24 protein-coding genes and 1 tRNA gene are annotated in these 22128 nt (G+C 71.0%); 15 read left to right on the top strand and 10 right to left on the bottom strand.

Annotated elements, in window-relative coordinates:
* Nucleotides 1-12: 12 nt before the first annotated feature.
* Complete coding sequence (locus ABUW04_RS14780) at nt 13-1173, top strand: flotillin family protein (protein ID WP_030253760.1); 1161 nt, start codon at nt 13-15, stop codon at nt 1171-1173.
* Between the two features lie 290 nt (nt 1174-1463).
* Here the strand turns inward: ABUW04_RS14780 and ABUW04_RS14775 are convergent, their stop codons facing one another.
* Nucleotides 1464-2522, bottom strand: a complete 1059-nt coding sequence (locus ABUW04_RS14775; RefSeq protein ID WP_380564976.1) for a sigma-70 family RNA polymerase sigma factor — start codon at nt 2520-2522, stop codon at nt 1464-1466.
* A gap of 220 nt (nt 2523-2742) precedes the next feature.
* Here ABUW04_RS14775 and ABUW04_RS14770 point away from each other — a divergent pair, with 220 nt between their 5' ends.
* Nucleotides 2743-3813: a TolB family protein gene (locus tag ABUW04_RS14770; RefSeq protein ID WP_380564975.1), complete on the top strand. Its 1071-nt coding sequence runs from the start codon at nt 2743-2745 to the stop codon at nt 3811-3813.
* A 4-nt stretch (nt 3814-3817) separates the two neighbouring features.
* Here ABUW04_RS14770 and ABUW04_RS14765 read toward each other — a convergent pair whose 3' ends face one another.
* From ABUW04_RS14765 to ABUW04_RS14755, 3 genes are all read right to left on the bottom strand, one after another.
* Complete coding sequence (locus tag ABUW04_RS14765; RefSeq protein WP_380564974.1) at nt 3818-4396, bottom strand: hypothetical protein; 579 nt, start codon at nt 4394-4396, stop codon at nt 3818-3820.
* A gap of 99 nt (nt 4397-4495) precedes the next feature.
* The gene (locus ABUW04_RS14760; protein WP_037595121.1) at nt 4496-4921 is read right to left on the bottom strand and encodes an STAS domain-containing protein; all 426 of its coding nucleotides are present in this window, start codon (nt 4919-4921) and stop codon (nt 4496-4498) included.
* Between the two features lie 55 nt (nt 4922-4976).
* Nucleotides 4977-5126 (bottom strand): DUF6126 family protein, encoded by a 150-nt coding sequence (locus ABUW04_RS14755; RefSeq protein ID WP_198037442.1) that lies wholly within the window; start codon nt 5124-5126, stop codon nt 4977-4979.
* Nucleotides 5127-5227: 101 nt separating this feature from the next.
* On the opposite strand from ABUW04_RS14755, the gene ABUW04_RS14750 reads away from it, so the two are divergent.
* Complete coding sequence (locus ABUW04_RS14750; RefSeq protein WP_030253751.1) at nt 5228-6202, top strand: magnesium transporter CorA family protein; 975 nt, start codon at nt 5228-5230, stop codon at nt 6200-6202.
* 109 nt (nt 6203-6311) lie between these two features.
* Here the strand turns inward: ABUW04_RS14750 and ABUW04_RS14745 are convergent, their stop codons facing one another.
* From ABUW04_RS14745 to ABUW04_RS14730, 4 genes are read right to left on the bottom strand one after another with little or no spacing between them, the layout of a single operon-like run.
* Nucleotides 6312-6956: a GTP-binding protein gene (locus ABUW04_RS14745; RefSeq protein WP_084714104.1), complete on the bottom strand. Its 645-nt coding sequence runs from the start codon at nt 6954-6956 to the stop codon at nt 6312-6314.
* Nucleotides 6940-7254, bottom strand: coding sequence for a DUF742 domain-containing protein (locus ABUW04_RS14740; RefSeq protein WP_380564972.1), 315 nt, complete (start codon nt 7252-7254; stop codon nt 6940-6942). The genes ABUW04_RS14745 and ABUW04_RS14740 overlap by 17 nt, the downstream gene beginning before the upstream one ends.
* 23 nt (nt 7255-7277) lie before the next feature.
* Entirely contained in the window at nt 7278-7712 is a 435-nt protein-coding gene (locus ABUW04_RS14735; protein ID WP_380564971.1) for a roadblock/LC7 domain-containing protein, read from the bottom strand.
* On the bottom strand, nt 7709-10195 hold the full coding sequence (locus ABUW04_RS14730) for a sensor histidine kinase (protein ID WP_380564969.1): 2487 nt from the start codon (nt 10193-10195) through the stop codon (nt 7709-7711). The genes ABUW04_RS14735 and ABUW04_RS14730 overlap by 4 nt, the downstream gene beginning before the upstream one ends.
* Before the next feature lie 358 nt (nt 10196-10553).
* Here ABUW04_RS14730 and ABUW04_RS14725 point away from each other — a divergent pair, with 358 nt between their 5' ends.
* From ABUW04_RS14725 to ABUW04_RS14715, 3 genes are all read left to right on the top strand, one after another.
* On the top strand, nt 10554-11720 hold the full coding sequence (locus tag ABUW04_RS14725) for a hypothetical protein (RefSeq protein ID WP_380564968.1): 1167 nt from the start codon (nt 10554-10556) through the stop codon (nt 11718-11720).
* A 189-nt stretch (nt 11721-11909) separates the two neighbouring features.
* Nucleotides 11910-12206: a type II toxin-antitoxin system VapB family antitoxin gene (locus ABUW04_RS14720; RefSeq protein WP_030253738.1), complete on the top strand. Its 297-nt coding sequence runs from the start codon at nt 11910-11912 to the stop codon at nt 12204-12206.
* A 158-nt stretch (nt 12207-12364) separates the two neighbouring features.
* Nucleotides 12365-13093 carry a LytR C-terminal domain-containing protein gene (locus ABUW04_RS14715; RefSeq protein WP_380565045.1) on the top strand — a complete coding sequence of 243 codons (729 nt, stop codon included), beginning with the start codon at nt 12365-12367 and terminating at the stop codon, nt 13091-13093.
* A gap of 7 nt (nt 13094-13100) precedes the next feature.
* Here the strand turns inward: ABUW04_RS14715 and upp are convergent, their stop codons facing one another.
* Complete coding sequence (gene upp, locus ABUW04_RS14710; protein ID WP_030253735.1) at nt 13101-13739, bottom strand: uracil phosphoribosyltransferase; 639 nt, start codon at nt 13737-13739, stop codon at nt 13101-13103.
* Nucleotides 13740-13887: 148 nt separating this feature from the next.
* On the opposite strand from upp, the gene ABUW04_RS14705 reads away from it, so the two are divergent.
* The 4 genes from ABUW04_RS14705 (at nt 13888) to ABUW04_RS14690 (ending at nt 15555) form a co-directional block, all read left to right on the top strand.
* On the top strand, nt 13888-14085 hold the full coding sequence (locus tag ABUW04_RS14705; RefSeq protein ID WP_030253733.1) for a hypothetical protein: 198 nt from the start codon (nt 13888-13890) through the stop codon (nt 14083-14085).
* A 219-nt stretch (nt 14086-14304) separates the two neighbouring features.
* Nucleotides 14305-14856: a tRNA adenosine deaminase-associated protein gene (locus ABUW04_RS14700; protein WP_030253731.1), complete on the top strand. Its 552-nt coding sequence runs from the start codon at nt 14305-14307 to the stop codon at nt 14854-14856.
* A 36-nt stretch (nt 14857-14892) separates the two neighbouring features.
* Nucleotides 14893-15435 carry a tRNA adenosine(34) deaminase TadA gene (gene tadA, locus ABUW04_RS14695; RefSeq protein ID WP_380564966.1) on the top strand — a complete coding sequence of 181 codons (543 nt, stop codon included), beginning with the start codon at nt 14893-14895 and terminating at the stop codon, nt 15433-15435.
* A 33-nt stretch (nt 15436-15468) separates the two neighbouring features.
* Nucleotides 15469-15555, top strand: a tRNA-Ser gene (locus tag ABUW04_RS14690).
* A 114-nt stretch (nt 15556-15669) separates the two neighbouring features.
* On the opposite strand, the gene ABUW04_RS14685 is transcribed toward ABUW04_RS14690, so the two are convergent.
* Nucleotides 15670-16116 (bottom strand): DUF1772 domain-containing protein, encoded by a 447-nt coding sequence (locus tag ABUW04_RS14685; protein WP_030253727.1) that lies wholly within the window; start codon nt 16114-16116, stop codon nt 15670-15672.
* A 91-nt stretch (nt 16117-16207) separates the two neighbouring features.
* On the opposite strand from ABUW04_RS14685, the gene ABUW04_RS14680 reads away from it, so the two are divergent.
* The 5 genes from ABUW04_RS14680 to ABUW04_RS14660 all read left to right on the top strand — a co-directional run bounded on the left by ABUW04_RS14680 (nt 16208) and on the right by ABUW04_RS14660 (nt 22107).
* Nucleotides 16208-16786 carry a TetR/AcrR family transcriptional regulator gene (locus ABUW04_RS14680; protein ID WP_380564964.1) on the top strand — a complete coding sequence of 193 codons (579 nt, stop codon included), beginning with the start codon at nt 16208-16210 and terminating at the stop codon, nt 16784-16786.
* Between the two features lie 124 nt (nt 16787-16910).
* Complete coding sequence (locus ABUW04_RS14675) at nt 16911-17387, top strand: hypothetical protein (protein ID WP_380564962.1); 477 nt, start codon at nt 16911-16913, stop codon at nt 17385-17387.
* Nucleotides 17388-17654: 267 nt separating this feature from the next.
* A complete protein-coding gene (locus ABUW04_RS14670; protein ID WP_380564960.1) occupies nt 17655-20504 on the top strand; it encodes a PKD domain-containing protein in 2850 nt (949 codons plus the stop codon).
* 53 nt (nt 20505-20557) lie between these two features.
* A complete protein-coding gene (locus ABUW04_RS14665) occupies nt 20558-21397 on the top strand; it encodes an isocitrate lyase/PEP mutase family protein (protein ID WP_380564958.1) in 840 nt (279 codons plus the stop codon).
* A 68-nt stretch (nt 21398-21465) separates the two neighbouring features.
* Nucleotides 21466-22107, top strand: a complete 642-nt coding sequence (locus ABUW04_RS14660) for a GNAT family N-acetyltransferase (protein WP_380564956.1) — start codon at nt 21466-21468, stop codon at nt 22105-22107.
* Nucleotides 22108-22128 lie beyond the last annotated feature (21 nt).

Genomic DNA, 22128 nt, shown 5'->3' with positions numbered 1-22128 from the left:
GAGACGCGAAGGATGTTCGGTTACAGGGTTCCCGCCCCCGACGAGGCGATGCTGATCTCCGGTGGCAGGCGCGGTATGGGGGACGCGCCGTTCCGCGTGGTCACCGGACACGGGGCGTTCGTGCTCCCGGTGTTCCGGAAGACCCGCTTCCTGACCCTGGCGATGTGCGAGGCGGAGGTCGCCGAGACCTGCGTGACCCGCCAGGGCATCGCCCTGACGGTGAAGGCGGTGATCGCGTTCAAGGTCGGCAACGACAAGGAGAGCATCGTCAACGCCGGCCAGCGCTTCCTCTCCGACCAGGACCAGATGTCGATCCTGACCGGTCGGATCTTCGCCGGCCACCTGCGCTCCATCATCGGTTCGATGACCGTCGAGGAGATCGTGACGGAGCGCCAGAAGCTGGCCTCCGAGGTCCTGGAGACCTCCAAGACCGAGATGGGCACGATCGGCCTGACCGTCGACTCGCTGCAGATCCAGTCCATCGACGACGGCCAGACCGGCTACATCGCCGCCATGGCCGCCCCGCACAAGGCCGCCATCCAGCGGCAGGCCCAGATCGCCCAGGCGCTGGCCACCCAGCAGTCGGTGGAGGCGCAGCAGGCCGCCGAGCGGAACCAGGCCGAGTACGCCCGGCAGACCGCGGTGGTCCGGGCCCAGTACTCCGCAGAGGTGGACCGGGCCCAGGCCGAGGCCGCCCAGGCGGGACCGCTGGCCCAGGCCCACGCCCAGCAGGAGGTGCTCACCGCGCAGACCGAGCTGGCCCAGCGCGCCGCCGAGCTGCGCCAGCAGCAGTTGGTGGCCGAGATCGTGAAGCCCGCCGAGGCCGAGGCCGAGCGGATCAGGGTGCTGGCGCTGGCCGAGGCCAACCGGATGAAGATCCAGGCCGAGGCCGCCGCCTCGCACGACCGGGTGGCGCTGGACCGGATGCTGATCGACCAGCTGCCGCAGATCGTCAAGGAGGCCGCGGCCGGCCTCCAGGGCGCCAACGTCAACGTGCTCAACGGCGCCGACGGCCTGGGCGAGATCGCGGCCGGACTGGTCGGCCAGGGGCTGACCATCCTGGACTCGGTCCGGCAAAACCTCGGCACCTCCAACCGCGCCGAGAAGGAGGAGCGCGACAGCCGGGACGGGCAGGGCCCGCGCCCGCTGACCGGCCGCGTCGAGCTGGACTGACCAACCGGCGAACGGTCGCGAACGGTCGCCAACCTTCGCGAGCCGCCCCGGGCGGGCACCGATGAGCCCGGGGCGCTCCGGGGGTCTGTCCAGGTATGGACGCTCCCACTCCCGGACGGCTCGGATGGCTGCTGTGCGACGTCAGCGCACTGACCGACCCCGACCTCGCCGACCTCGGCGAACTGGCGCGACTGCAGCTCAGGGCCCGTCGCGCCGGTCGCGAGCTGCGCCTGGTCGGTGCGGGTGAGCGGCTGCGCGAGCTGATCGTCCTGGTCGGGCTCTCGGAGCAGCTACCCCTGCTGACCGGTCCCGTCCTGCTCCAGCCGCGGCGGCAGCCCGAACAGCGGGAAGAGCACGTCGGTGTCGAGGAAGCTGTTCAGCCCGACGATCCGCCCGGCTGAGATCTCCAGCACCTGCAGCGCCCACGGCGCGTACCCGCCGTCCGGGGCGGGCCGGTACTGGCCGAAGGCCGGGGCGCCGTTGGCGACCACCGGTATCAGCCGCGATCCCCGGCAGCCGTGGCCGGGGCCCAGCATCCAGCCGCAGATCTCCTGCTGCCCGCGCAGCCACATCGCGAACGGCGGCATCGACAGCACCGCGTCCTCGTGCAGCAGCAGCACCAGCCCCTCCATGTCGTAGTTCTCGAAGGCCCGGACGTAGCGGGCCAGCAGCGCCGCCTGCTCCTGGTCCAGCGGGCGGACCGGGTCGGTGTCGGCGGGCTCGCAGGCCGCCAGCGTCGACCTGGCCCGCTGCAATGCGCTGTTGACCGAGGCGGTGCTGCTGTCGAGGAGTTCGGCCACCTCGCCGGCGTGCCAGCCGAGGACCTCACGCAGAATCAGCACGGCCCGCTGCCTGGGCGCCAGCCGCTGCAGCGCGGCGATGAACGCCAGCCGCACCGACTCCCGCTGGGCGGCCACCTCCGCCGGGTCCGCCGCCTCCGCCACCACCCGGCCGTCGGGAACCGGACCGATCCAGGTCACCTCGGGAAGGATCGCGTCCGAGGCCGTCGCCACCGTCACCGGACCGCCCAGATCCATCGGCCTGGCCCGGTTGCTGCGCCCCTTCAGCGCGTCCAGGCAGACATTGGTGGCGATCCGGTACAGCCAGGAGCGCAGCGAGGAGCGGCCCTCGAAGCGCTGGTGCCCGCGCCAGGCGCGGACCATGGTCTCCTGCACCGCGTCCTCGGCCTCGAAGACCGAGCCGAGCATGCGGTAGCAGTAGCCGGTCAGCTCCCTGCGGAACCGTTCGAGCTGGAGCTCCAGCGGCTGCTCAGGGGCATCGGTGTGTTCGGTGTCTTTGGTGTCCTCGCTGGGCTCGGCGGTGGACGCCGTCGTCGTTGGCTCCGCCATGGGACCACCCCACTGTGGGTCGGGTCTGGTGTTGGTTCGGTCTGTCGCGGACCGGTCTGGGCCGACCCGACGAACGTATACCCGGCCACTGACAGCGGCCGTCCGAACGGGTGCGGTGACGGACTGTTGCAGGGCTGTGACGGGCGCCACACGAATGCCGGACGTTCATGGCCCACGCTCTAGTTGTGCACATACTGCTGACACCATCGGGGGGAAACTGATGCGAGCTCACCGCACTGCCGCCGTCGCACTCACCGCAGCGATCACCGGAAGCGCGCTGCTGCTCACCGGGTGCGCCGCCACCACCCGGACCTCCGTCGCCGCTGCCACGCCCGCCGGCGGTCCGTCCTCGGGTTCCTCGTCGCCGTCGACACCCTCGTCGCCGCCCGCCCCGAGCGGCTCCGCCACCGCATCCGCGACCACCGCTGCCTCGGCCTCTGCCCCGGCTTCCGCCCCGGCCGCAGCCCCGCCTCTCAACGGCACCGCCGGCAGCCGGCTGACCATCAGCAACGGCACCACCAAGGTGGTGATGAACGGCACCGTGGTGGACTTCGGCACCGTGGTCCGCGACCTCGCCTGGTCCCCGGACGGCAGCAGGGCCGCCTTCATCGACGGCGCCGGCAACCTGGACACCGCCAACGCCGACGGCAGCGGGCGCGTGGTTGTCGCCCGCGCGCCCAGCGGCGAGAACTGGTCGCACCCGGTCTGGCGGGTCACCCAGCGGGACATGAGCATCGGCAGCCCCGGTCTGAACGAGATCCTCTTCGCCGCCTCCAAGGGCGGGACGCTGCTGCTCAAGCAGGTGCCCTCGGCCGGCGGCACCCCGACCGCACTGGGCATCCCGCAGACCGACGGCGAGCCCGGCGTCGTCGGCAAGCCGCTGCCGCAGACCGGCAACGCCTGGCCGACCGCCGGCGGGAAGGTCAGCACCGTGCTGTACGCCAACGCCGGCACCGACAGCGTCTACATCCTGGACGACAACCTGCGCACCACGGCCGTGAAGCTGGGCACCGGCTCCGAGCCCGCGATGTCCCCGGACGGCGAGTCCGCCGTCTTCGTCCGCTCCGTCGGCGGCCACGACCACCTCTTCGAGGAGTCGGTGCAGGGCGACCGGATCGCCAGGGACCTCACCCCGAACGCCACCACCGACTACACCGAGCCCACCTGGTCGCCGGACAGCCGCACCATCGCCGTCCGCACGCCCGCCGGCGTCGCCACGCTCCCGGCCGACGGCTCCGCCGCGCCGACCGTGGTCTCCTCCTGGACCGGCCTGCCCGCCTACCGGGGCTGAACGGCTACTGCGGCCGGGGACCGGTCGAACGACCGCCGAGTTCCGCCTCCAGCTCCGGGAGGTGGGACTCGGCGTTCTCGTGCGGCAGGAACTCCACCACGTCCAGGAAGCGGAACAGCACCTGGGTGCTGGTGACGGCGTACTCGTAGTCGGCGAAACCCACCACCGCGCCGGTGCCGCCCCGGGCGGCGCCGCGGACCGCATGGGCGGTCAGCTCGTCCGGCTGCTCCGCCGAGACCCCGCGCCTGGCGTTGGGCCGGGCCAGGTAGGGGCAGACCATCGAGGCGTACAGCATGCAGGCCCGGTGCCCGGGCCCCTCCGGCGTCGGCGCGAGATTGCGGTACGGGCGTCCCTCCGCCAGCGCCTCGGCGATCGCGGCGCTCTCGCCGGCGCCGACCACCCGCCAGACCGGTCCCCTGGGCATCACCCGGTTGCAGACCGAGCACAGCCGGCCGTTGGCGCAGTCGGCCTGCCGCTGGTAGTCGGTGAGCGCGAACTGCGGCTGCCCGTCCTCCCAGGGAGTGATCGCGGGAACCGGGTAGCCGCGCGGATCGCGCGGCCTGGCCCGGACGGACGGCGGCATCGGAACGGCATCAAAGCGCACAGCCCATGCCTACCAGCCCGACGCCCCCGGGCACAGCGCAACAGCGGACCCGCTGCCGGACGGGGCCGACTACGCCAACTACGCCGACTGCTCCAGCCACCCCGCGCTGCGCCAGTTCTGGTGGCCGCCCTGGTGCTCCGCCTCGGAGCGCGCCTGCTCGGACGCCGTGGCGGGGTGCGCGGCCAGCGCCGACTCCAGGTCGGGGTGGACCGGCAGCCCGCGCAGCTCGGGTATCAGCGCACTGCCCTCGCCGCCGGGCAGCGCGGCCAGTTCCACCGTCCGCTGCTGCACCGCCAGGCGCAGCACCGCGTCCCGCACCGCCGCCTGGCCCTGCGGGGACCATCCGTGCAGCGCCTTCAGGTCCACGATCAGGGTCCCGGTGCCGCGGGCCAGCGCCCAGCCGACCGCTCCGGCGAAACGCGGGACCGACTCGGCACCGAGGTAGCCGGAGACCGCCAGCACGCCGACCGAGGGGCCGTCCTGGAAATGCCACTGGATCGTCATGGGGGCCTCCGGCGCAGGTGGGGGGGACGTGCGGGACATGCCGTTCGGCACTGCTTCAGTGGTTCCGGCCGCCGAGGTAGAGCAGCAGCATCACGAAGCCGGCGAACACATGGAAGCCAATCACATAGATCCCGGCGCGGATCCAGACCCCCTTGCTGGACCGCCGTCCACCGCCCTCGGAGCCGTCGTCCTCAACAACGCTCATCGCGATAGTCCCCGCTGGTCTCCTGGTGCGTCCTGGACTGTCGAGCGTATCCCAGCGGGGCGCGTCCGGGCCGGGCCGCAGCCCGGCCGTATCCTGTCGGAATGGCTCGAACCCGGCTGTACCGCAACGGCACCCTGGCCCTGGAGAACTTCCCAGCACAGGACATATCGGACTATGTATGCCAGCCGGACTGCACCGTGTGGCTGGATCTGTGCGATCCCGAGCCGGCCGACTTCGACCTGATCACCGAGGAGTTCGGCCTGCACGAGCTGGCCGTCGAGGACGCCAGGCACGACCACCAGCGGCCCAAGCTGGACCGCTACCGCACCCACCTCTTCCTGAGCGCCTACGCGGTGCACACCGAGCCGGGCGACGGGACGCTGGAGACCAGCGAGATCGCGGTCTTCGTCACAGCCAACGCGCTGATCACCGTCCGCAAGACCGGGCACTTCGACATGGACCGGGTGGTCGCCCGCTGGGACGACTCCCCCGACCTGGCCAAGGAGGGCGTCGGCTACCTGCTGCACGGGCTGCTCGACTACCTGGTCGACGGCCACTTCAACGCCGTGCAGGAGCTGGACGAGCGGATCGAGGAGCTGGAGGAGCTGCTCTTCGAGGACGGCCGGGCCGAGGTGCAGGCCGTCCAGCGGCGCTCCTTCGAGCTGCGTAAGAACCTGGTGCGACTGCGCAGGGTGGTGCTGCCCATGCGCGAGGTCGTCAACACCCTGCTGCGCCGCGACCTGCACACCGTCAGCGACGCGATGCTCCCGTACTACCACGACGTCTACGACCATGTGCTGCGGGCCACCGAGTGGACCGAGTCGCTGCGCGACCTGGTGAGCTCGGTGATGGAGACCAATCTCACGGTCCAGGGCAACCGGATGAACATGATCATGAAGAAGGTCACCAGCTGGGCCTCGATCATCGCCGTCCCCACCGCGGTCACCGGCTTCTACGGCCAGAACGTCCCCTACCCCGGCTTCGGCACCCACGCCGGCTTCTGGGCCTCCACCGTGGTGATGGTCGCCCTCTCGGTCACCCTCTACCTCGGCTTCAAGAAGCGGGACTGGATCTGACGGAACCCGGCCGCGGACCGTGGCTGGACAGGGGCGCGGGGCTGTACCTGATCAACCGCGTGCGCGACAAGCCGACTACGGTCCGCAGCCGAGGAAGTTCCGGCCACCCCTACCGCACCAACGCACCGACCTTCCGCTGAGCGGCGATGTGCCGGCTGATCACCTGGTCCATCAGCGCCACCAGCACATCCCGCACCGACGCCCGGTCCCGGGCGTCACAGTGCACGACCGGTACGTCCGCGCCGAGCCCCAGGGCCTCCCGCACCTCCTCCAGCTCGAACGGATCCGCCCCGTCGAAGCGGTTGACGGCCAGCACGAACGGCGCTCCCCGCTCCTCGAAGTAGTCCACCGCGGGGAAGGAGTCCTCGATCCTGCGGGTGTCGACCAGGACGACGGTCCCCAGCGCCCCCTCCACCAGGTCGTCCCAGAGGAACGAGAAGCGGTCCTGCCCCGGGGTGCCGAAGAGGTAGAGCACCAGCGAGGCGTCGAGGGTGATCCGGCCGAAGTCCAGCGCCACCGTGGTGGTGGTCTTCCCCTCGACCCCGTCCAGCGAGTCGACGCCCACCGAGACCTCGGTGATCGCCGCCTCGGTGTCCAGCGGCTCGATCTCGGAGATCGCCCCCACGAAGGTGGTCTTGCCGACCCCCAGGCCCCCGCTGACCACGATCTTCGCGGCCAGCGGCACCTGGGCCGAGGCGGCAGGGCTCGCCTTGGGGCCCCGGTCCCTGCTGCGGTTCTCAAAGCGCCCGGACATGGTCCCTGATCCTCTCCATCACATCGAGCGGTACTTCCCTGGGCTGGTGGCAGACCAGCAGTTCGACGGCGACGAGATCACCGATCAGCACCTTGGCCACGCCGAGCGGCACCCCGATCCCTGCCGCCACTTCGGCCACCGACTGCGGGGTCTGACAGATTGTCACAATCCGCCGGCGTTCGAACTCCAGGGGTGCGAAAAGAGATCCAGGAGTTGCCGTGACCAGAGTCTCCAGCCGCAGGTCGTCCCGGACCGGACGGACCCGGCCGCCGGTCATGATGAACGGCCGCACGAACATGGCGTCAGGCGTGTCCTCGGAGCTCATCTCGGCAGGACCTGCCTCAGATCGGCGATCAGGGCCGGGGTCAGCAGGTCGCCGGCCCGCTCGGCCAGGACCGCCATCTCATAGCCAACCAGGCCCAACTCGGCCGTGCTGTCCGCGAGGACGCCCACACAGCTGCCGTCGCTGACGGCCGAGACCAGCAGGAAGCCCCGCCGCATCTCGATCATCAGCAGCTTCATGCCGTCGAAGTCGTAGCGCCGCGAGGCGCTGCGGGCCAGGCTGGCGAGGCCGGAGACCACCGCCGACAGATGGTCGGCGTCGGTCCGGCCCAGCCCCTCGGAGACCGCGATCAGCAGCCCGTCCGAGGACACCGCGACCGCGTCCCGCACCCCGTCCGTGTTGCGGACGAAGTTGGCGAGCAGCCAGTTGAAGGTCTGGGTGTCGGGCGAGTGGGTGGTGCTGGATGTGCTCATGACTCGGTCTCCCTCGACTGGGTCTCCATGTCTGCGGCGTCCGCGTCGTCTTCGAGCACGGTCTCGGTGCGGGCGGTCTCGCTGCGTACGGTGTCGGCCCCGCTCTGCATCGTGGCCGTCTCGCCGCGCTGGTGGGCGGCGCGGAAGGAGGAGAGCATCGAGCGGACCTCCTCCGGCGAGCGCTCCGGGGTGCGCTCCTCACCGGCCTGCCAGCGGCCCGACACCTCGGTCATGGCCGACGGGATGGCGGTCCGCCGGGGCCGCTTGACCAGACCGTTCCTGGTCCTCGCGGCGGAGGGGCTGCGCGCCCCCGCGCCGACCAGGTCGTCGTACGCGCCCCGGGGGCCGACCACGGCCGCGGCCGGTTCCGGCGCCGCCTCGGACTGCTGCCCGATGGTGTACTCGCTGCCCAGCCGGGCCGCGGTACGGATCGGCGGAAGCGCTCCCATGTCGATCTCCCGCTGGAGTTCCGGTGCGTCGTCGGCGGGCAGCGCCCGTCCGGCCCACTCGGGCACGCTGTCGTACTGCTCCTTCGGCTGGGCCGCCTCGGCGAGCAGGGTGTTGGGCAGCAGCACCCGGGCCACCACACCGGCGGCCGGGGCCTCGCCGAGCCGCACCTCGATGCCGTGCCTGCGGGCCAGCGAACCGACCACGAAGTGGCCCAGGAAGCGGGTCGGCTCGGCCATGAAGCTGGCCGTGCCGGAGAGCCGGACATTGGCCTCGGCCAGGGCCTCGGGGCCCATGCCCAGGCCGTGGTCGACGACCGCGACCAGGTATCCGGCACTGGTCCTGCGTCCCTCGATCTCCACGTCCACGTCCGGCGGCGAGAAGTTGAGGGCGTTCTCGATCAGCTCGGCGAGCAGGTGCGCGACCTCGGCGACGACCGCGCCGGTGACCTTCACCGGGTCGACCCGGCGCAGCGTCACCCGGCGGTACTCCTCCACCTCGGAGAGCGCGGCCCGGATCACGTCGGTGACGCTGAGCGGGGTGGCCCAGGGACGCGGGCTGGACTCGCCGGCGAGCACCAGCAGGGACTCGGCGTTGCGGCGCATCCGGGTGGCCAGGTGGTCCAGCTCGAACAGGTTCGCCAGCTGGGCCGGGTCGGCGTCCTCGTGCTCCAGCTTGTTGATGAAGCCGATCTGACGGCGGACCAGATTCTGGTTCCGGCGGCCCAGGTTGACCAGCGAGTCGGTGGCGTTGCGACGCAGCACCGTCTGCTCGGTGGCCAGGTCGAAGGCGACCCGCTGGACCTGGTCGAAGGCCTCGGCGACCATCCTGACCTCGGCCCCTGCGCGCTTGGGCACCACCACCGGCGCGGGCGGCGGCTGCTCGCCGGCGCCCTCCTGGACCTTGCCCACGGCCGCCGGGAGCCGGCCGCCGGCGATCTCGTCCGCCTCCCGGGCGAGGGCCGCGAGCGGCGAGGAGATGGAGCGGATGCAGGCCACCGCGAGGGCGCCGATCAGTCCGAAGGCCAGCAGGGCGAGCAGCCCGAGCAGCAGCAGCTGCCGCTGGGCGGCGTCCTGCAGGGTCTTCGCCCTGGCGGTGATGTCGTTGCCGAGGGTGATCTGCGCGGCTCGCATGTCGTTGACGGTCAGCGTCATCTTGGCGAACCACTGGTCGCTGGGGATGGCCCGGTCGTCGAGCGATCCGCCGCCCTGCACGGCCTGCAGGTCCCAGGCCTGGATCTGCTGGGCGTAGGGCTGCGTCCAGATCCGGTTGATCTGGGCCTGCTCGGCCGGCGTGGTCCACAGTGGCAGCTCGGCGAGGTTGGCCAGCCGGTCGGCCCTGGCCTCGGTGAAGCGGGTGTACCAGTCGTTGGGGAAGCGGCCCAGCGGCAGCGAGCCGGTCATCAGGGCGCGCTCCTGACCGGTCGACTCCTTGGCGTTGCCCAGCGCCAGCAGGGCCTGGATGCCGCTGTGCAGCCGCGGGTCCTGGGCCTGTTCCAGACCCATCGTCAGATGGGTCAGCGCGGTGTTGACGTTGGTGAAGTAGTCGAAGGTGGCGAACAGGTCGCCGTGCCCGCCGTCCGCGGCGCTGCGGATGGCCGCGAGCTGGTCGACGGCGCCGAGGTCGGTCCGCACCGACGCCGAAGCTGCGTCGGTGCGCCCCGCCACCAGCTCCCTGACCTGGGCCAGGGCGGCGTCGGTGGCCTTGCGCTGGGCCGGCAGCAGCGCCTTGAAGCTCTGCGTGCCGCTGATCAGGCCGGTGGTCAGTCCACGTTCCTTCTGGTGCTCGTGGACGAAGGACTGCACCGCGATCAGCAGCTTCACCTCACGCACCGTGGAGCCGGCCTGCTGTTCGGCCGAGAACTGCTGCCCGACCAGCACCCCGAGCAGCGCCATGACCAGGGCGAGCGCGATGACCAGGATCCGGACCAGCTTCGCCCTGATCGTGGCGGGCGAAATGACCGTCCGCCGGAACAGGCCGCGGGCTTCGGGCGACTCCTGCCTGAATTCACCTGCGGGTTCATGTAGATTTAACATGCGATTCGGCGCATTCACCGAGCCTCCGGTGCCATGAGAGAAAGTCAGAAACGTGGGTACAGCAGGTGAACCACGCTAGCGAGGCGTCCTCGTGCGGTTAATCGCAAACGACCCGATTGAATTCCTTCCAGTGAATCCGGATCATATTCGGTCAGTTTCCGCACTCATTTGCACGGACTGGCCGATCAATTCGGGGCATCCCTGAAAAGAATGCGTCGGACCGCCCCGTGTCCACCACCTGCCTCCACTAGGTCTAGACCAATGACCGCCCTCCGGCTACGGTGACGTCGGATCCGACGGTCGGTCCGACCGTCGAGCAGGCCCTACCAGCAGACCCCTACCAGCCGGAGCAGCCCCCGTGGAGTCGTCCGTCCTCGCCTTCGCCACCGACCTCCTGGACGAGGGCAGCGACCTCTTCTTCGGCAACCTCACCGACCGCGCCGGGGTCGGCGGCCTCACCCTCGCCTCCGTCTACCACCAGGCGCGCGACGTCTTCCCGCACAACCCGCGCCGGGTGGTCGGCTACCTGGAGCCGGGCGCCGCCTACTTCCGCCCCGACCCGGCCCGCTGGCACGGCCTGCGGCTGCGCCCCGCCCCCGCCGAGGCGATCGGCGACGGCGACCCCTTCGCCGAGGCCGCGCTCCAGGCCGGGCGCCGCGGCATGAAGCTGCACGCCTGGACGGTCTTCCTGCACAACGACCGGCTCGGCTTCCAGCACCCCGACTGCTCCCCGGCCAACGCCTTCGGCGACCGCGCGCTGACCGAGCTGTGCCCGGCCGCCCCGGACGTCCGCGCCTATGTCCGCACCCTGGTCGCCGAGCACGCCCGCTACGGCGTCGACGCCATCCGGGCCGAATCGCTGCACTTCCACGGCCTGCGGCACGGCTTCCACCACGAGCGCTACTTCGAACCGCTGGGCCCGGTCGCCGAGGCCCTGCTCGGACTCTGCTTCTGCGGGCACTGCCGCAGCCGGGCGGCGGCCCTGGGCGTCCCGCCCGAGGAGGTCCGCCGGGCGGTGCGCGAGGAGATCCGGCGGGCCCTGACCGACGAGCACGCCGCGGAGCGTCCGCCCGCGCTCGACACCCTCGCCGGCGGCGCCCTGGCCGCCTACATCGACGCCGCGGCCGCCACCGTCACCTCGCTCGCCGAGGAAGCCGCCGCGGTGGCCACCGAGCACGGCATGCGGCTGACCTTCATGGACGGCGACGGCCCCGGCAAGGGCCGGCTCTCCGGCATCGACCTGCCCGCACTGGCCAAGGCCGTCCACGGGATCGAGACCCTGGGCTACGCGCCCACCCCCGAGCAGGTGCGCGAGAAGGTCGCCGCCTTCGCCCTGTACGGGGTGGACCCCTCCGCCCTGGCGGTGATCCTGCGACCGATGTCGCAGGACTGCGAGGGCGCGGCCAACCTGGCCGCGAAGATCCGGGTGCTCGACGAACTGGGCGTCCCCGAGGTCGAGTTCTACAACTACGGCCTGATGCGGCTGAGCTCCATGGACCGGATCGGCGCGGCGCTGCGCGGCTGAGCCGACGCGGGGCGGGGCTGGGGGGCGGGGCAGATCGTGCACGGGGGCGGGGCCGGGCACCCTCAGGGGTGACCCCAGGCAAGGAACCTTCCCAAATCCCCCGGCAAACGCCCAGGTCGGAGCGGGGGGCCGGATAACGGCCCATCATCCCTGCTGCATCGCACCCCGGTGGCCAGGTAGGCTCTCCGTGTGATCTTCAAGCGCATCGGCAACGGGCGGCCCTACCCGGATCACGGCCGGGTCAGCACCCGTCAGTGGGCGGACGTGGCCCCACGTCCGGTACGCCTGGACCAGCTCGTGACCACCAAGGGGCAGCTCGACCTGGAGACCCTGCTCGCCGAGGACTCCACCTTCTACGGCGATCTGTTCGCCCATGTCGTGAAGTGGCAGGGCGACCTCTACCTGGAGGACGGCCTGCACCGAGCCGTGCGCGCCGCCCTGCAACAGCGTCAGGTCCTGCACGCACGCGTGCTGGAGATGGACTGATCGGGTGCCGTTGCACCCTTTCGGGTGCCCTGATACGCCAGATGATGATCCTTTAGTACGCAGAGTCGATCGACCGCACTAGTCTGAGAACAGCAGCCGCACAGGCTGTCCGACCATTCCAGACGAGCCCGTTGCACAAGGGGGCACCCGCGGTGAGCATGCTGACTCCCCCTGGACTCAAGGGAAAGCAGTACCGGATCACCGGTACGACTTATCCACGTCTGGCCCGGCCCAACACCCGGCGCCGGCGCATCGTGCAGAGCGTCACCGGGGTGGTGGTGCTGGCCGTGCTCGGCTGGGGCACCTTCCAGCTGGTGGACGTCTTCGGCGGCGGGCACAAGAAGACCGCCGCGGCGGGCTGCACCCGCACCACCACGGCGGCCGGCAGTGCAGGCGGTACCGCCGCGGGCTCGGCCGACAAGGCCTCCGGAGCCGCCTCGGCCGCCCCCTCGGGTTCCGCCCCCGTCTCGGCAGCACCGGTCGCGGCAGCCTTCGCCGCGCTGGTTCCGGGTGCGATCCCCAAGCCCGCCGCCGTCACGGTGAACGTCTACAACGCGACCAACCGGCCCGGACTGGCCGGGCAGACCGCCGCGGAGCTCAAGAAGCGCGGATTCACCATCGGGAAGATCGGCAACGCCCCGGCGGCCCTGGAGAACAAGGTGCCCGGCAGCGCCCAGATCACCGGCGGCAAGGCCGGAGCGGCGATGATGACCGTGCTCGGCACCGAGGTCACCGGCTCGCACCCGGTCACCGACAAGCGCAACGACACCACGGTCGACCTGGTCCTCGGCAACGGCTTCTCCGCCCTGGCCACCCCGGCCCAGGCGGCCAAGGCGGTCACCCTGGCCAGCCGCCCCAGCCCGTCCGCCTCAGCCGCCCACTGCTGAGCCGGCCTCAGTCCCCCACGGTCCCGTAGAGCCGGTCGCCCGCGTCGCCCAGTCCGGGGACGATGTAGCCCTGCTCGTTGAGGTGGTCGTCCACCGCCGCGGTCACGATCGTGACCGGCAGGCCGACCAGTTCCTTCTCCAGCACGGCGACCCCCTCCGGGGCCGCCAGCAGGCAGATCGCGGTGATGTCGTCCGCGCCGCGCTCGATCATCAGCCGGATCGCCGCCACCAGCGTCCCGCCGGTGGCCAGCATCGGGTCCAGCAGGTAGACCTGGCGGCCGGAGAGGTCGTCCGGCATCCGGGTCGCATAGGTGGACGCCTCGAGCGTCTGCTCGTTGCGCACCATGCCGAGGAAGCCGACCTCGGCGGTCGGCAGCAGCCGGGTCATCCCGTCGAGCATGCCCAGACCGGCCCGCAGGATCGGCACCACCAGCGGCCGGGGGTAGCTCAGCCGGGTGCCGGTGGTGACCGCGACCGGGGTGGTGATCTCCACCGGTTCGGTGCGCACGTCCCGGGTGGCCTCGTAGGCCAGCAGGGTCACCAGCTCGTCCGCGAGGCGGCGGAAGGTGGGCGAGTCGGTGCGCTCGTCGCGCAGCGTGGAGAGCTTGTGCGCCACCAGGGGGTGGTCCAGGACATGAATCCGCATGAGGCGACACTAACCGAGCGTGGACACGCAGACGACCTCCCGTGCCCGCATTCAGCAGCGATTCTGGCATGCACCTGTAAAATATGTGTCCCGGCTGTCGAAGTGGGAAGGTGAGAGGGACGAAACCACCCCGATCGGAGGGGCAGGCATGGTCGCCCAGCCCGCAGACAGCGCCGGACCCGAGGAGCAGGCCGGCTCGGAGACCCCCGCGGAACGCCGCCGCCGCCGGGCCGCCTTCCTGCGCGAGCTCACCGAGGCCCGCGAGCTCCAGGCCCGGGTGCACCCGCGACGCACCAAGACCGAGCGGATGCGACAGGCCGTGAGAATGCGCACCTTCCGGATCTGACGCCCCGTCGACCGGGCCACCAGCCGGGCATTCCCACCGCAACTCACCGAAGTGCCACCCCCCGTGCGCGACACGACCAGCGAAGACGCACAGCAGAACACTCCCCGGAGCGGCCCGCTTTCTGTCACGATGCCGATGGGGCGTTCGCACGGACCCCTGGACTCCGGACGCGCGGAAGAGCGGGTCCGGTCCTGTGGCCAAGACCTGGGAGAGTCGCTGGTGGCGTACTTCGCTGCATTGCTCGCTCGCACCGAGGACGGGTGGGACGTGAGCGAGACCGAGCTTGACGACGTCGAAACCCTCGCTGACCTGGCTGACCTGGCGCGCGAGGCCGCGGAGGACGAGGAGACCGTCCTGGTCTTCATCGAACAGGAGGACGCCTGGTTCGCCGTCGTCCGGGTGGACGGCGAGGAGGACCCGCGCATCTTCGTCTCCGACGCGGCCGCCGCCTCGCGCAGCGCCTACGGGGAGATCGTCCTCACCGACGAGCTGTTGGGGCGTGACTCCGACAGCGACCTGGACGACCTGGTGGTCGATCTGGACGAGGACGCCTCCGCGGACGGGGAGGACGAGGACGACGACGAGGACGCGGCTGTCGATCCCGACGGCGTACCGACGGGCCCGCTGGGCGACGCCGGTCTGCTGATCGAGTTCGGCGTCGGCGCCAAGGAACTGATGGACATGAGCGTCGAGGGCTCGGTGCCCGGCGACGCCCTCACCGAGATCGCCGACGCCCTGGGCGTGGGCGACGTCCTGGAGGCGGTGCGGTAGCCGCCGGCCGGGGGCCGGTGCGGGAGACTGGATGCCATGCAGCACCCCCTCTCCCGCACCGGCCCCCGGCCGGACCCGCTCCGCGACCGCTGGGCCCCCGCCATGCGGCTCGCCCTGGCCGAGGCGGAGCTCGCCCTGCCGAGCGGCGACGTACCGGTCGGCGCGGTCGTGCTGGACCGCGACGGCGCCGTCGTCGGACGCGGCCACAACGAACGCGAGGCCGTCGGCGACCCCACCGCCCACGCCGAGGTCCTGGCCGTCCGCGAGGCGGCGAGGGCCGTCGGGGAGTGGCGGCTGAGCGGCTGCACCCTGGTGGTCACCCTGGAGCCCTGCACCATGTGTGCGGGCGCGATCGTCCTCTCCCGGCTGGACCGGGTCGTCTACGGCGCCTGGGACGACAAGGCCGGCGCGGCCGGCTCGCTCTGGGACGTGATCCGCGACCGCCGCCTCAACCACCGCCCCGAGGTGGTCCCCGGCGTCCTCGCCCAGGACTGCGCCGCCACCCTGACCGCCTTCTTCGACACCCAGCGGGCCGGAGTGCCGCCGACCGGCCCCGACCACCCGACAAAAGCGGTTTAGGAGCACTGCCCCACGTCCGGTAGGCTGTCCCACGGTAGCGTGTCCGAGCGGCCAAAGGAGCACGCCTCGAAAGCGTGTGTGGGGGCAACTTCACCGTGGGTTCGAATCCCACCGCTACCGCTCTGAGCAGGAAAAACGAAAGCCCCGTCCGGGTTCGGACGGGGCTTCGTTCGTCGTCGGCGGCAGGCTGGCGACGGTTGGTCGGGGCCGGCCGGCGTGGTGTCCGACTGCGGGTCAGGTGAGGGCGGTGACCAGCAGGGTGAAGGCGGCGATGATGACGGCGACGCGGACGTAGTGGAAGCGGAGCCAGCGGTTCAGCTGCTCCTTCCAGTCCTCGGGGCGGTTCTCGGGGGTCCAGGCCTTGTTGCGGTTGTTGATCGGGACGAGCAGCAGCACCGACATGATCACGCTGAGGATCAGCAGTCCGGCGGCGATGAGGACCAGGCCGGTGCCGTGGTGGTGCCATCCGGTGGCGGCCCAGAGCGCGGCCAGGACGAGTGAGCCGATGTACCAGAACGGCATGACGGCGCCGAGCATCCGCCCCCCGTGGGCGTGGCCGAGTTGGCCGCTGTCCTCGGGCAGGGCGTCGAGGATCGGGTTGATGACGAACAGGACGGAGAACTCCACCCCCACCATCACGCCGACGACCACGGTGGTGAGGACCTCGAGTGCGTTGAGCATGATGACCCCTCCTGGGATCTAGCGCTGCTAACTGATGAGGCAACGCTAGTACTACTGCCGCTCCGTTGTCTAGCGGTGCTAGGATCGAATCATGTCGGTACAGGAACGCAAGGAACGCGAACGGGCGCACCGCGAACGCCTCATCGTGGCCACCGCCCGCGAACTCGCCGAGCAGCAGGGCTGGGACGCGGTCACCACCCGCCGGCTCGCCGAGCGCATCGAGTACAGCCAGCCTGTCCTCTACAGCCACTTCCGTGGCAAGCGCGAGATCATCGGCGCCGTCGCCCTGGAGGGCGCCACCGAACTGGCCGCGGCGGTGAGGGCCGCGACCTCCGCCGCGGACGGCCCGCGCGCCAAGGTCACCGCGCTGGCCCACGCCTACCTCGACTTCGCCACGGACAACCCCGCGGTCTACGACGCCATCTTCCAACTCGACGGCGGCCTCGCCTTCGCCCGCGAGGACACCCCCGAACCCCTCAAGGACGCCTTCGCCGCCCTGCTGGAAACCCTCGCCGCGGTCGCCGGCGACGGCGTCCACCCCGGCCTGTTCACCGAGGTCTTCTGGGCAGCCCTGCACGGCCTGGCAACCCTGACCCGCGTCGGACGGCTGCCACCGGCAGAAGCCGGGCGAAGGGTGGAACTACTGGTGGACCGGCTCGCCATCGTCTGACACACCATCGCGAGGGCACACGGCCGGGTCCCTCAAGTCCTGTGCCGAGCTGCAGGGTCGACTCTCCCCGGACACCTGCTGCAACAGAACCGCTGCGCCGTGGCGTTAGTGGGGCATGGAGCACATGACGGCCGCCGATACGGCGGCACGGTCCCGGGTCCGCGCACAGGAGTCCGTCGACTTCCAGGAGTTCGCGGTGGGCCGGAGCGGGCAGCTGTTCCGGACGGCGTTCCTGCTGACGGCCGGTGACGCGCACCTGGCCGAGGATCTGGTGCAGGAGGCGCTGGGGCAGGCCCTCGCCGGTGCGGCCGTGCTCGGTGTCGTGGCCGCCGTGGGGATACCACTGCTGGGCGGCGGCGGTTCCGGTACGGCACCGGTCGGGACCGCACCAGCGCCCACCGCGAGGACCGCGGTGACGGCCGGCCCCACGGGTTCTCTACTGGAAAGCGCCCAAGGGTCGGTCGATGATCTTCCGCGAGGAGACGGACGGATCGCAGCAGGCACTGACGATGCAGCAGGTCATCGCACTGGTAACCGCCTCGGTCTGGGACCGGGTGTGGAAGTCGCTCCCTGCCGACTGCCCGCTCGGAGCGACGGATGACCCGCACGCGTCGGCAGCCCTGGTGGCGACAGGGGTGGATCTGTCTGCGCCACCGGCAAGGACACCGGCCTGTACGTGGTGAGCGCGGCACCGGCACCATTGATGTCCTCCCGCTGAGACCCGACGGGCCGGCACGGAACGCCCGCTTAGCCTTGTGGCGGGCCAACCGCCCCGTGCGGCACAATCGCGTGGATCATCACACTGTTCCTTGGGGGGAACGTGCGCTCTTCGCGCATATCCGGACGTGCCGTCAGGTTCGGCGCCATCATGCTCAGCCTCGGGCTCGTCCTGCCGTCCGCCGCCATGCTCGTCGGGGCGGCACCGGCCTCCGCCGACGGCACGACGCTGTACGTGGACAAGAAGAACGCCGCCTGCTCGGACACGGACGCGGCTGCGGGGACCCAGGGCATCCCCTACTGCAGCATCCAGGCGGCCGCACTGGCGGTCCAAGCGGGCCAGACCGTTGAGGTCGCGTACGGCAGCTACAGCGGAACGGTGACCGTCACTCATTCGGGCACGCCCGGACACCCCATCGTCTTCAAGGGCGACGCAGGGTGGGAGAACGGCTCAGTGCTCGATCTCGACACACAGCCGAGCGCCGACGGAGGCTCCGGCTTCGTGCTCCAGGGTGTTCATGACGTCACCTTGCGGGGCTTCAGGTACGGCGCCGGTGCCGTCACGGTCAAGGACTCGTCGGACATCTCGGTCCTGCACAGTTTCAGCGCCATGGGCTCGTTCCTCGTCCAGGGGGCAAGCCACAATGTGACGTTGTCCGGGCTGTTCATGTATGCCGGGGGCAGCAACAGCGGCGTGAGGGTGGAGGGTGGCGCGACGGACACGACCATCACCGGCAACGTCGTAGATTCGCCGAGTAACTTCGACACGACCGGCATATCCCTGACCGACGCTCCTGATTCCGTCGTCGTGGCCAACACGGTTTCGCAGATCTGCGACACCGGAATCGCCCTCTCCGGTGACTCGCACGGCGCCACCATCGAGAACAACGTCGTGTCGGGCAGCAACTGCCAGGGGGCCGCGGACGGCCTACTGTCGATCTCGGCAGCCTCCACGACCGGGTCAACCGTGGACTACAACCTGCTCGGCCCGACCTCAGCAGGGGATCCCTACAGTTGGGCGGGGACGACCTATGCCACGGTGGCCGCCTTTCAGGCCGCCTCTCAGCAGGGTGCCCATGATCTCTATGCGAATGCAGATCTCCGCACGGTGGGCGCCCGCGCCTGGGAGCCGGCCGATCCATCGCCGGCGATCGACTCCGGCAGCGCGGATGCACCGGGTGAACCCGCACGGGACGTCTACGGTGACCTCAGGGCTGTACAGGATCCGCTGGTCAAGGACATCGATGCCACGAGCGCGCCGGTCGACCGTGGCGCGGTGGAAGCCCAGAACCCCTACACCTTCGACTTCAACGGTCCGGCAACCGCCGACGATCCGGCCGATCCGCTGGCCTACACCGTCCGGGCGCAGACGACGTCCAACCCGTGGAAGACCAGCGTCACCTCGTATGCGTTCTACTTCGACGGGTCTACGCCGACGACCACCAGCGCCCAGCCACAGGCGACTTACAGGTATCCGCTCACGATGGCCGGCCAGGTCGCCTACCCCAAGGTCTACGCGGTACTGCCGGACGGGGAGCAGATCCCGACGACGGACAGCGAAGGCCTCATGGACGGAGGGGAGTACACGCCCATCGCCACCCCCGCCCCGCTCTCGGCCTCCTTCCCCGCCGCCCCCGCCTCCGCCTCGGCCCCGCAGACGGAGTCGCTGAAGGTCCAGGGCAACACCTACCTGGCCTCCGCCACCGTCGACCCCGGGGACGGCACCGGGACGCTGGCCGCCGCCGTCCCGGCACGCAGCACGACCGCGACCGCCGTCCACCACTACGCCGAGCCCGGCAGTTACACCGCCACCGCGACCGTCACCGACGTCTACGGCCGCAGCACCACGGTCAAGCAGACGGTCACCGTGGGCGACGCCTTCGTCCCGGTCCGGCCGACCCGGCTGCTGGACACCCGCAACGGCACCGGAGTCGCCGAGGGGAAGCTGGGCGCCCGAAAGGCCCTGCGGCTGAAGATCGTCGGAGCCGGAGGGCTCCCTTCCAGCGGGGTCACCGCGGTGACGCTCAATGTGACGGTCACCGGGTCCAGCTCCGGCGGCTGGCTGGCGGCCTACCCGGACGGAGCTCCCGTCCCGAGCACCTCCAACCTGAACTTCACCAGCGGTCAGACCGTGCCCAACCAGGTCACCGTCTCCGTCGGCAGTGACGGCTACGTGGACCTGTACAACGCCTTCGGGACCACTGACGTGGTCGCCGACGTCCAGGGCTACTTCACCGACGTCAAGGCCGCGGCCGACCAGGGCTACTACCAACCGCTCACGCCCGTCCGGGTGATGGACACCAGGAAGGGAACCGGCGGAGTACCCGAGGCGAAGATCGGGCCCGGTGGCACCGACACCCTGCGGCTGAACCTGGCGAAGTACCCCGGGGTGACCGCCGTCGTCCTCAATGTCACCGCGGCGGACGCCGACAGTTCCGGCTATGCGGTCGTCTACCCGGGCAACACCACCCGGCCCTCGGCGTCCGACCTGAACTTCGGCAAGGGCCAGATCTCCCCCAACCTGGTCACCGTCCCGGTCGCCCCGGACGGCACGGTGAAGTTCACCAACGGCTACGGCCATGTCAACCTGATCGCCGACCTGGAGGGCTACTACACCACCGCGACCTCGGCGGCGGCGTTCGTACCTCTGACTCCGGTCCGGATCTTCGACACCCGGTCGGGCACCGGCGTCCGCAAGGGGGCCGTCGGCGCCGCCAGTTATGTCGCCGTCCACATCGCCGGCTCGCACGGGGTGCCCACCAACGCCCTGGCGGTGGCCACCAACCTGACCGCGGCGCTGCCGACCGTCGACACCACCGTCACCGCCTGGCCGGCGCCCTGGACCAAGGCGCCGCAGACCTCCACCCTCAACCCGGCCCGCGGTACGACCCGGCCCAACGCGGCCTTCATCCCGATCGGCTCCGGCGGAAACGTCGACTTCTACAACCAGTCGGGCCGTGTCGACCTGGTCGGCGATCTGGCGGGCTACTTCGGCCGCTGAGCCTGTCGGAAAACCGCCAGCGGGATGCGGCGGGGGCTGGTCGAATGGGGCGTATGACTACTCAGGACGATCACGCCAGGCTGTTTCGTTCGCTGCACGATCCGCTGGCTCCGCTGGCGCTGGCCAACGTCTGGGACGCGGCCAGTGCCCGCGTCGTCGAGGCGGCCGGGGCGACGGCGCTGGCCACCACCAGCGCCGGGGTGGCCTGGGGGCTGGGGGCCCCCGACGGCAACAGGCTCGACCGTGGGCAGGCCGTCGCGCTGATCGCGCGGGTGGTGGCGGCGGTGGACCTGCCGGTCAGCGCCGACATCGAGAGCGGCTTCGGGGAGACCGCGGCCGAGGTCGGCCGGACCGTGGGCCTGGTCGTCGCCGCTGGCGCGGTCGGGGTGAACATCGAGGACGCCCACACCGAGCCGGTCTCCCCGCTGCGTCCCACCGGCGAGCAGGCCGAGCGCATCGCGGCCGCCCGCGCCGCCGCGGACGCGGCCGGTGTGGCGTTGTTCGTCAACGCCCGGATCGACACCTACCTGCGCGCGGTGGGGGACCCCGAGGGGCGCCTGGCGGAGACGCTGGACCGGGCCCGCGCCTACCTCGACGCCGGCGCCGACGGCGTCTTCGTGCCCGGTGTCACGGACCCCGCCACCGTCGCGGCCCTGACCGCCGGCATCGACGCACCGGTGAACATCCTGGTCGGGCCGGGCGCGCCCAGCGTCGCCGAACTGTCCGGGCTGGGTGTCGCCCGGGTCAGTCTGGGCTCGTCGCCGGCCCTGGCCGCCTATGCGGCGGTTCGTCGCGCCGCCGAGGAACTGGTGCGCAGCGGCACCTACAGCACGCTCGACCAGGCCCTCGACTACCGGGAGTTGAACACCCTCATGCGCGACGATCGCTCCTGACAGCCCTGTGTAATATCCGAGTACAGTACTCAACCATTACTCAGAGGACTGTTCGGAGGGTTGTTCGGATGCTGGAGATCGCACGCTCATGGGTCGAGGGATGGACCGTCTCACGGCGGACGCCGAAGCCGGTGGACACGCCGTGGGGACTCAGCATCGCGGTCGGACTGCCGACCCAGACGGTCCGGCACGTCCTGCTCGACACCGACGTGGAGACCGCCCGCGGGCTCGTCGACTCCGTCACCGAGCCGGCCACCTGGATCAAGGCCTTCCTCGAACCTGAGGTGATGCGGCCGTGGTTCCGCTCCGGGTGGGAGCCGGACAGCCCCGGTTTCCTGATGAGCGTGGACCTGCGCCCGTCCGCTGTACAGCTGCCTGACGGCTACTCAGCCACCGTCGAGACGGCCGACGGTGTCACCTGTGTACGGATCCTGGCCGCCGACGGGGAGCTCGCCGCCGGCGGCCAGACCGGACGGCCGGATGCTCCGGATGCCGCCTGCGTCTTCGACCGGATCTCCACCGAGAAGGCCCATCAGCGCCTCGGCCTCGGGACGGCCGTGATGGGCACGCTCGCCAACGCGGCCGTCGAGAACGGTGCGGCCACCGGCGTCCTCGGCGCGACCGACCAGGGCCGAGCGCTCTACGAGACGCTCGGCTGGAAGGTCATCGCACCGCTGACCGGCTTCATCCACCGACCCGCCACCGCCTGAGCCGGGCAGGTCGGCTTCGGC

Origin of the sequence: Streptacidiphilus jeojiensis, from assembly GCF_042510965.1 — a bacterium.
Lineage (GTDB): Bacteria > Actinomycetota > Actinomycetes > Streptomycetales > Streptomycetaceae > Streptacidiphilus > Streptacidiphilus jeojiensis.
Note: the sequence above shows the minus strand (reverse complement) of the source record. Positions and strands in the feature narration are given on the sequence as shown.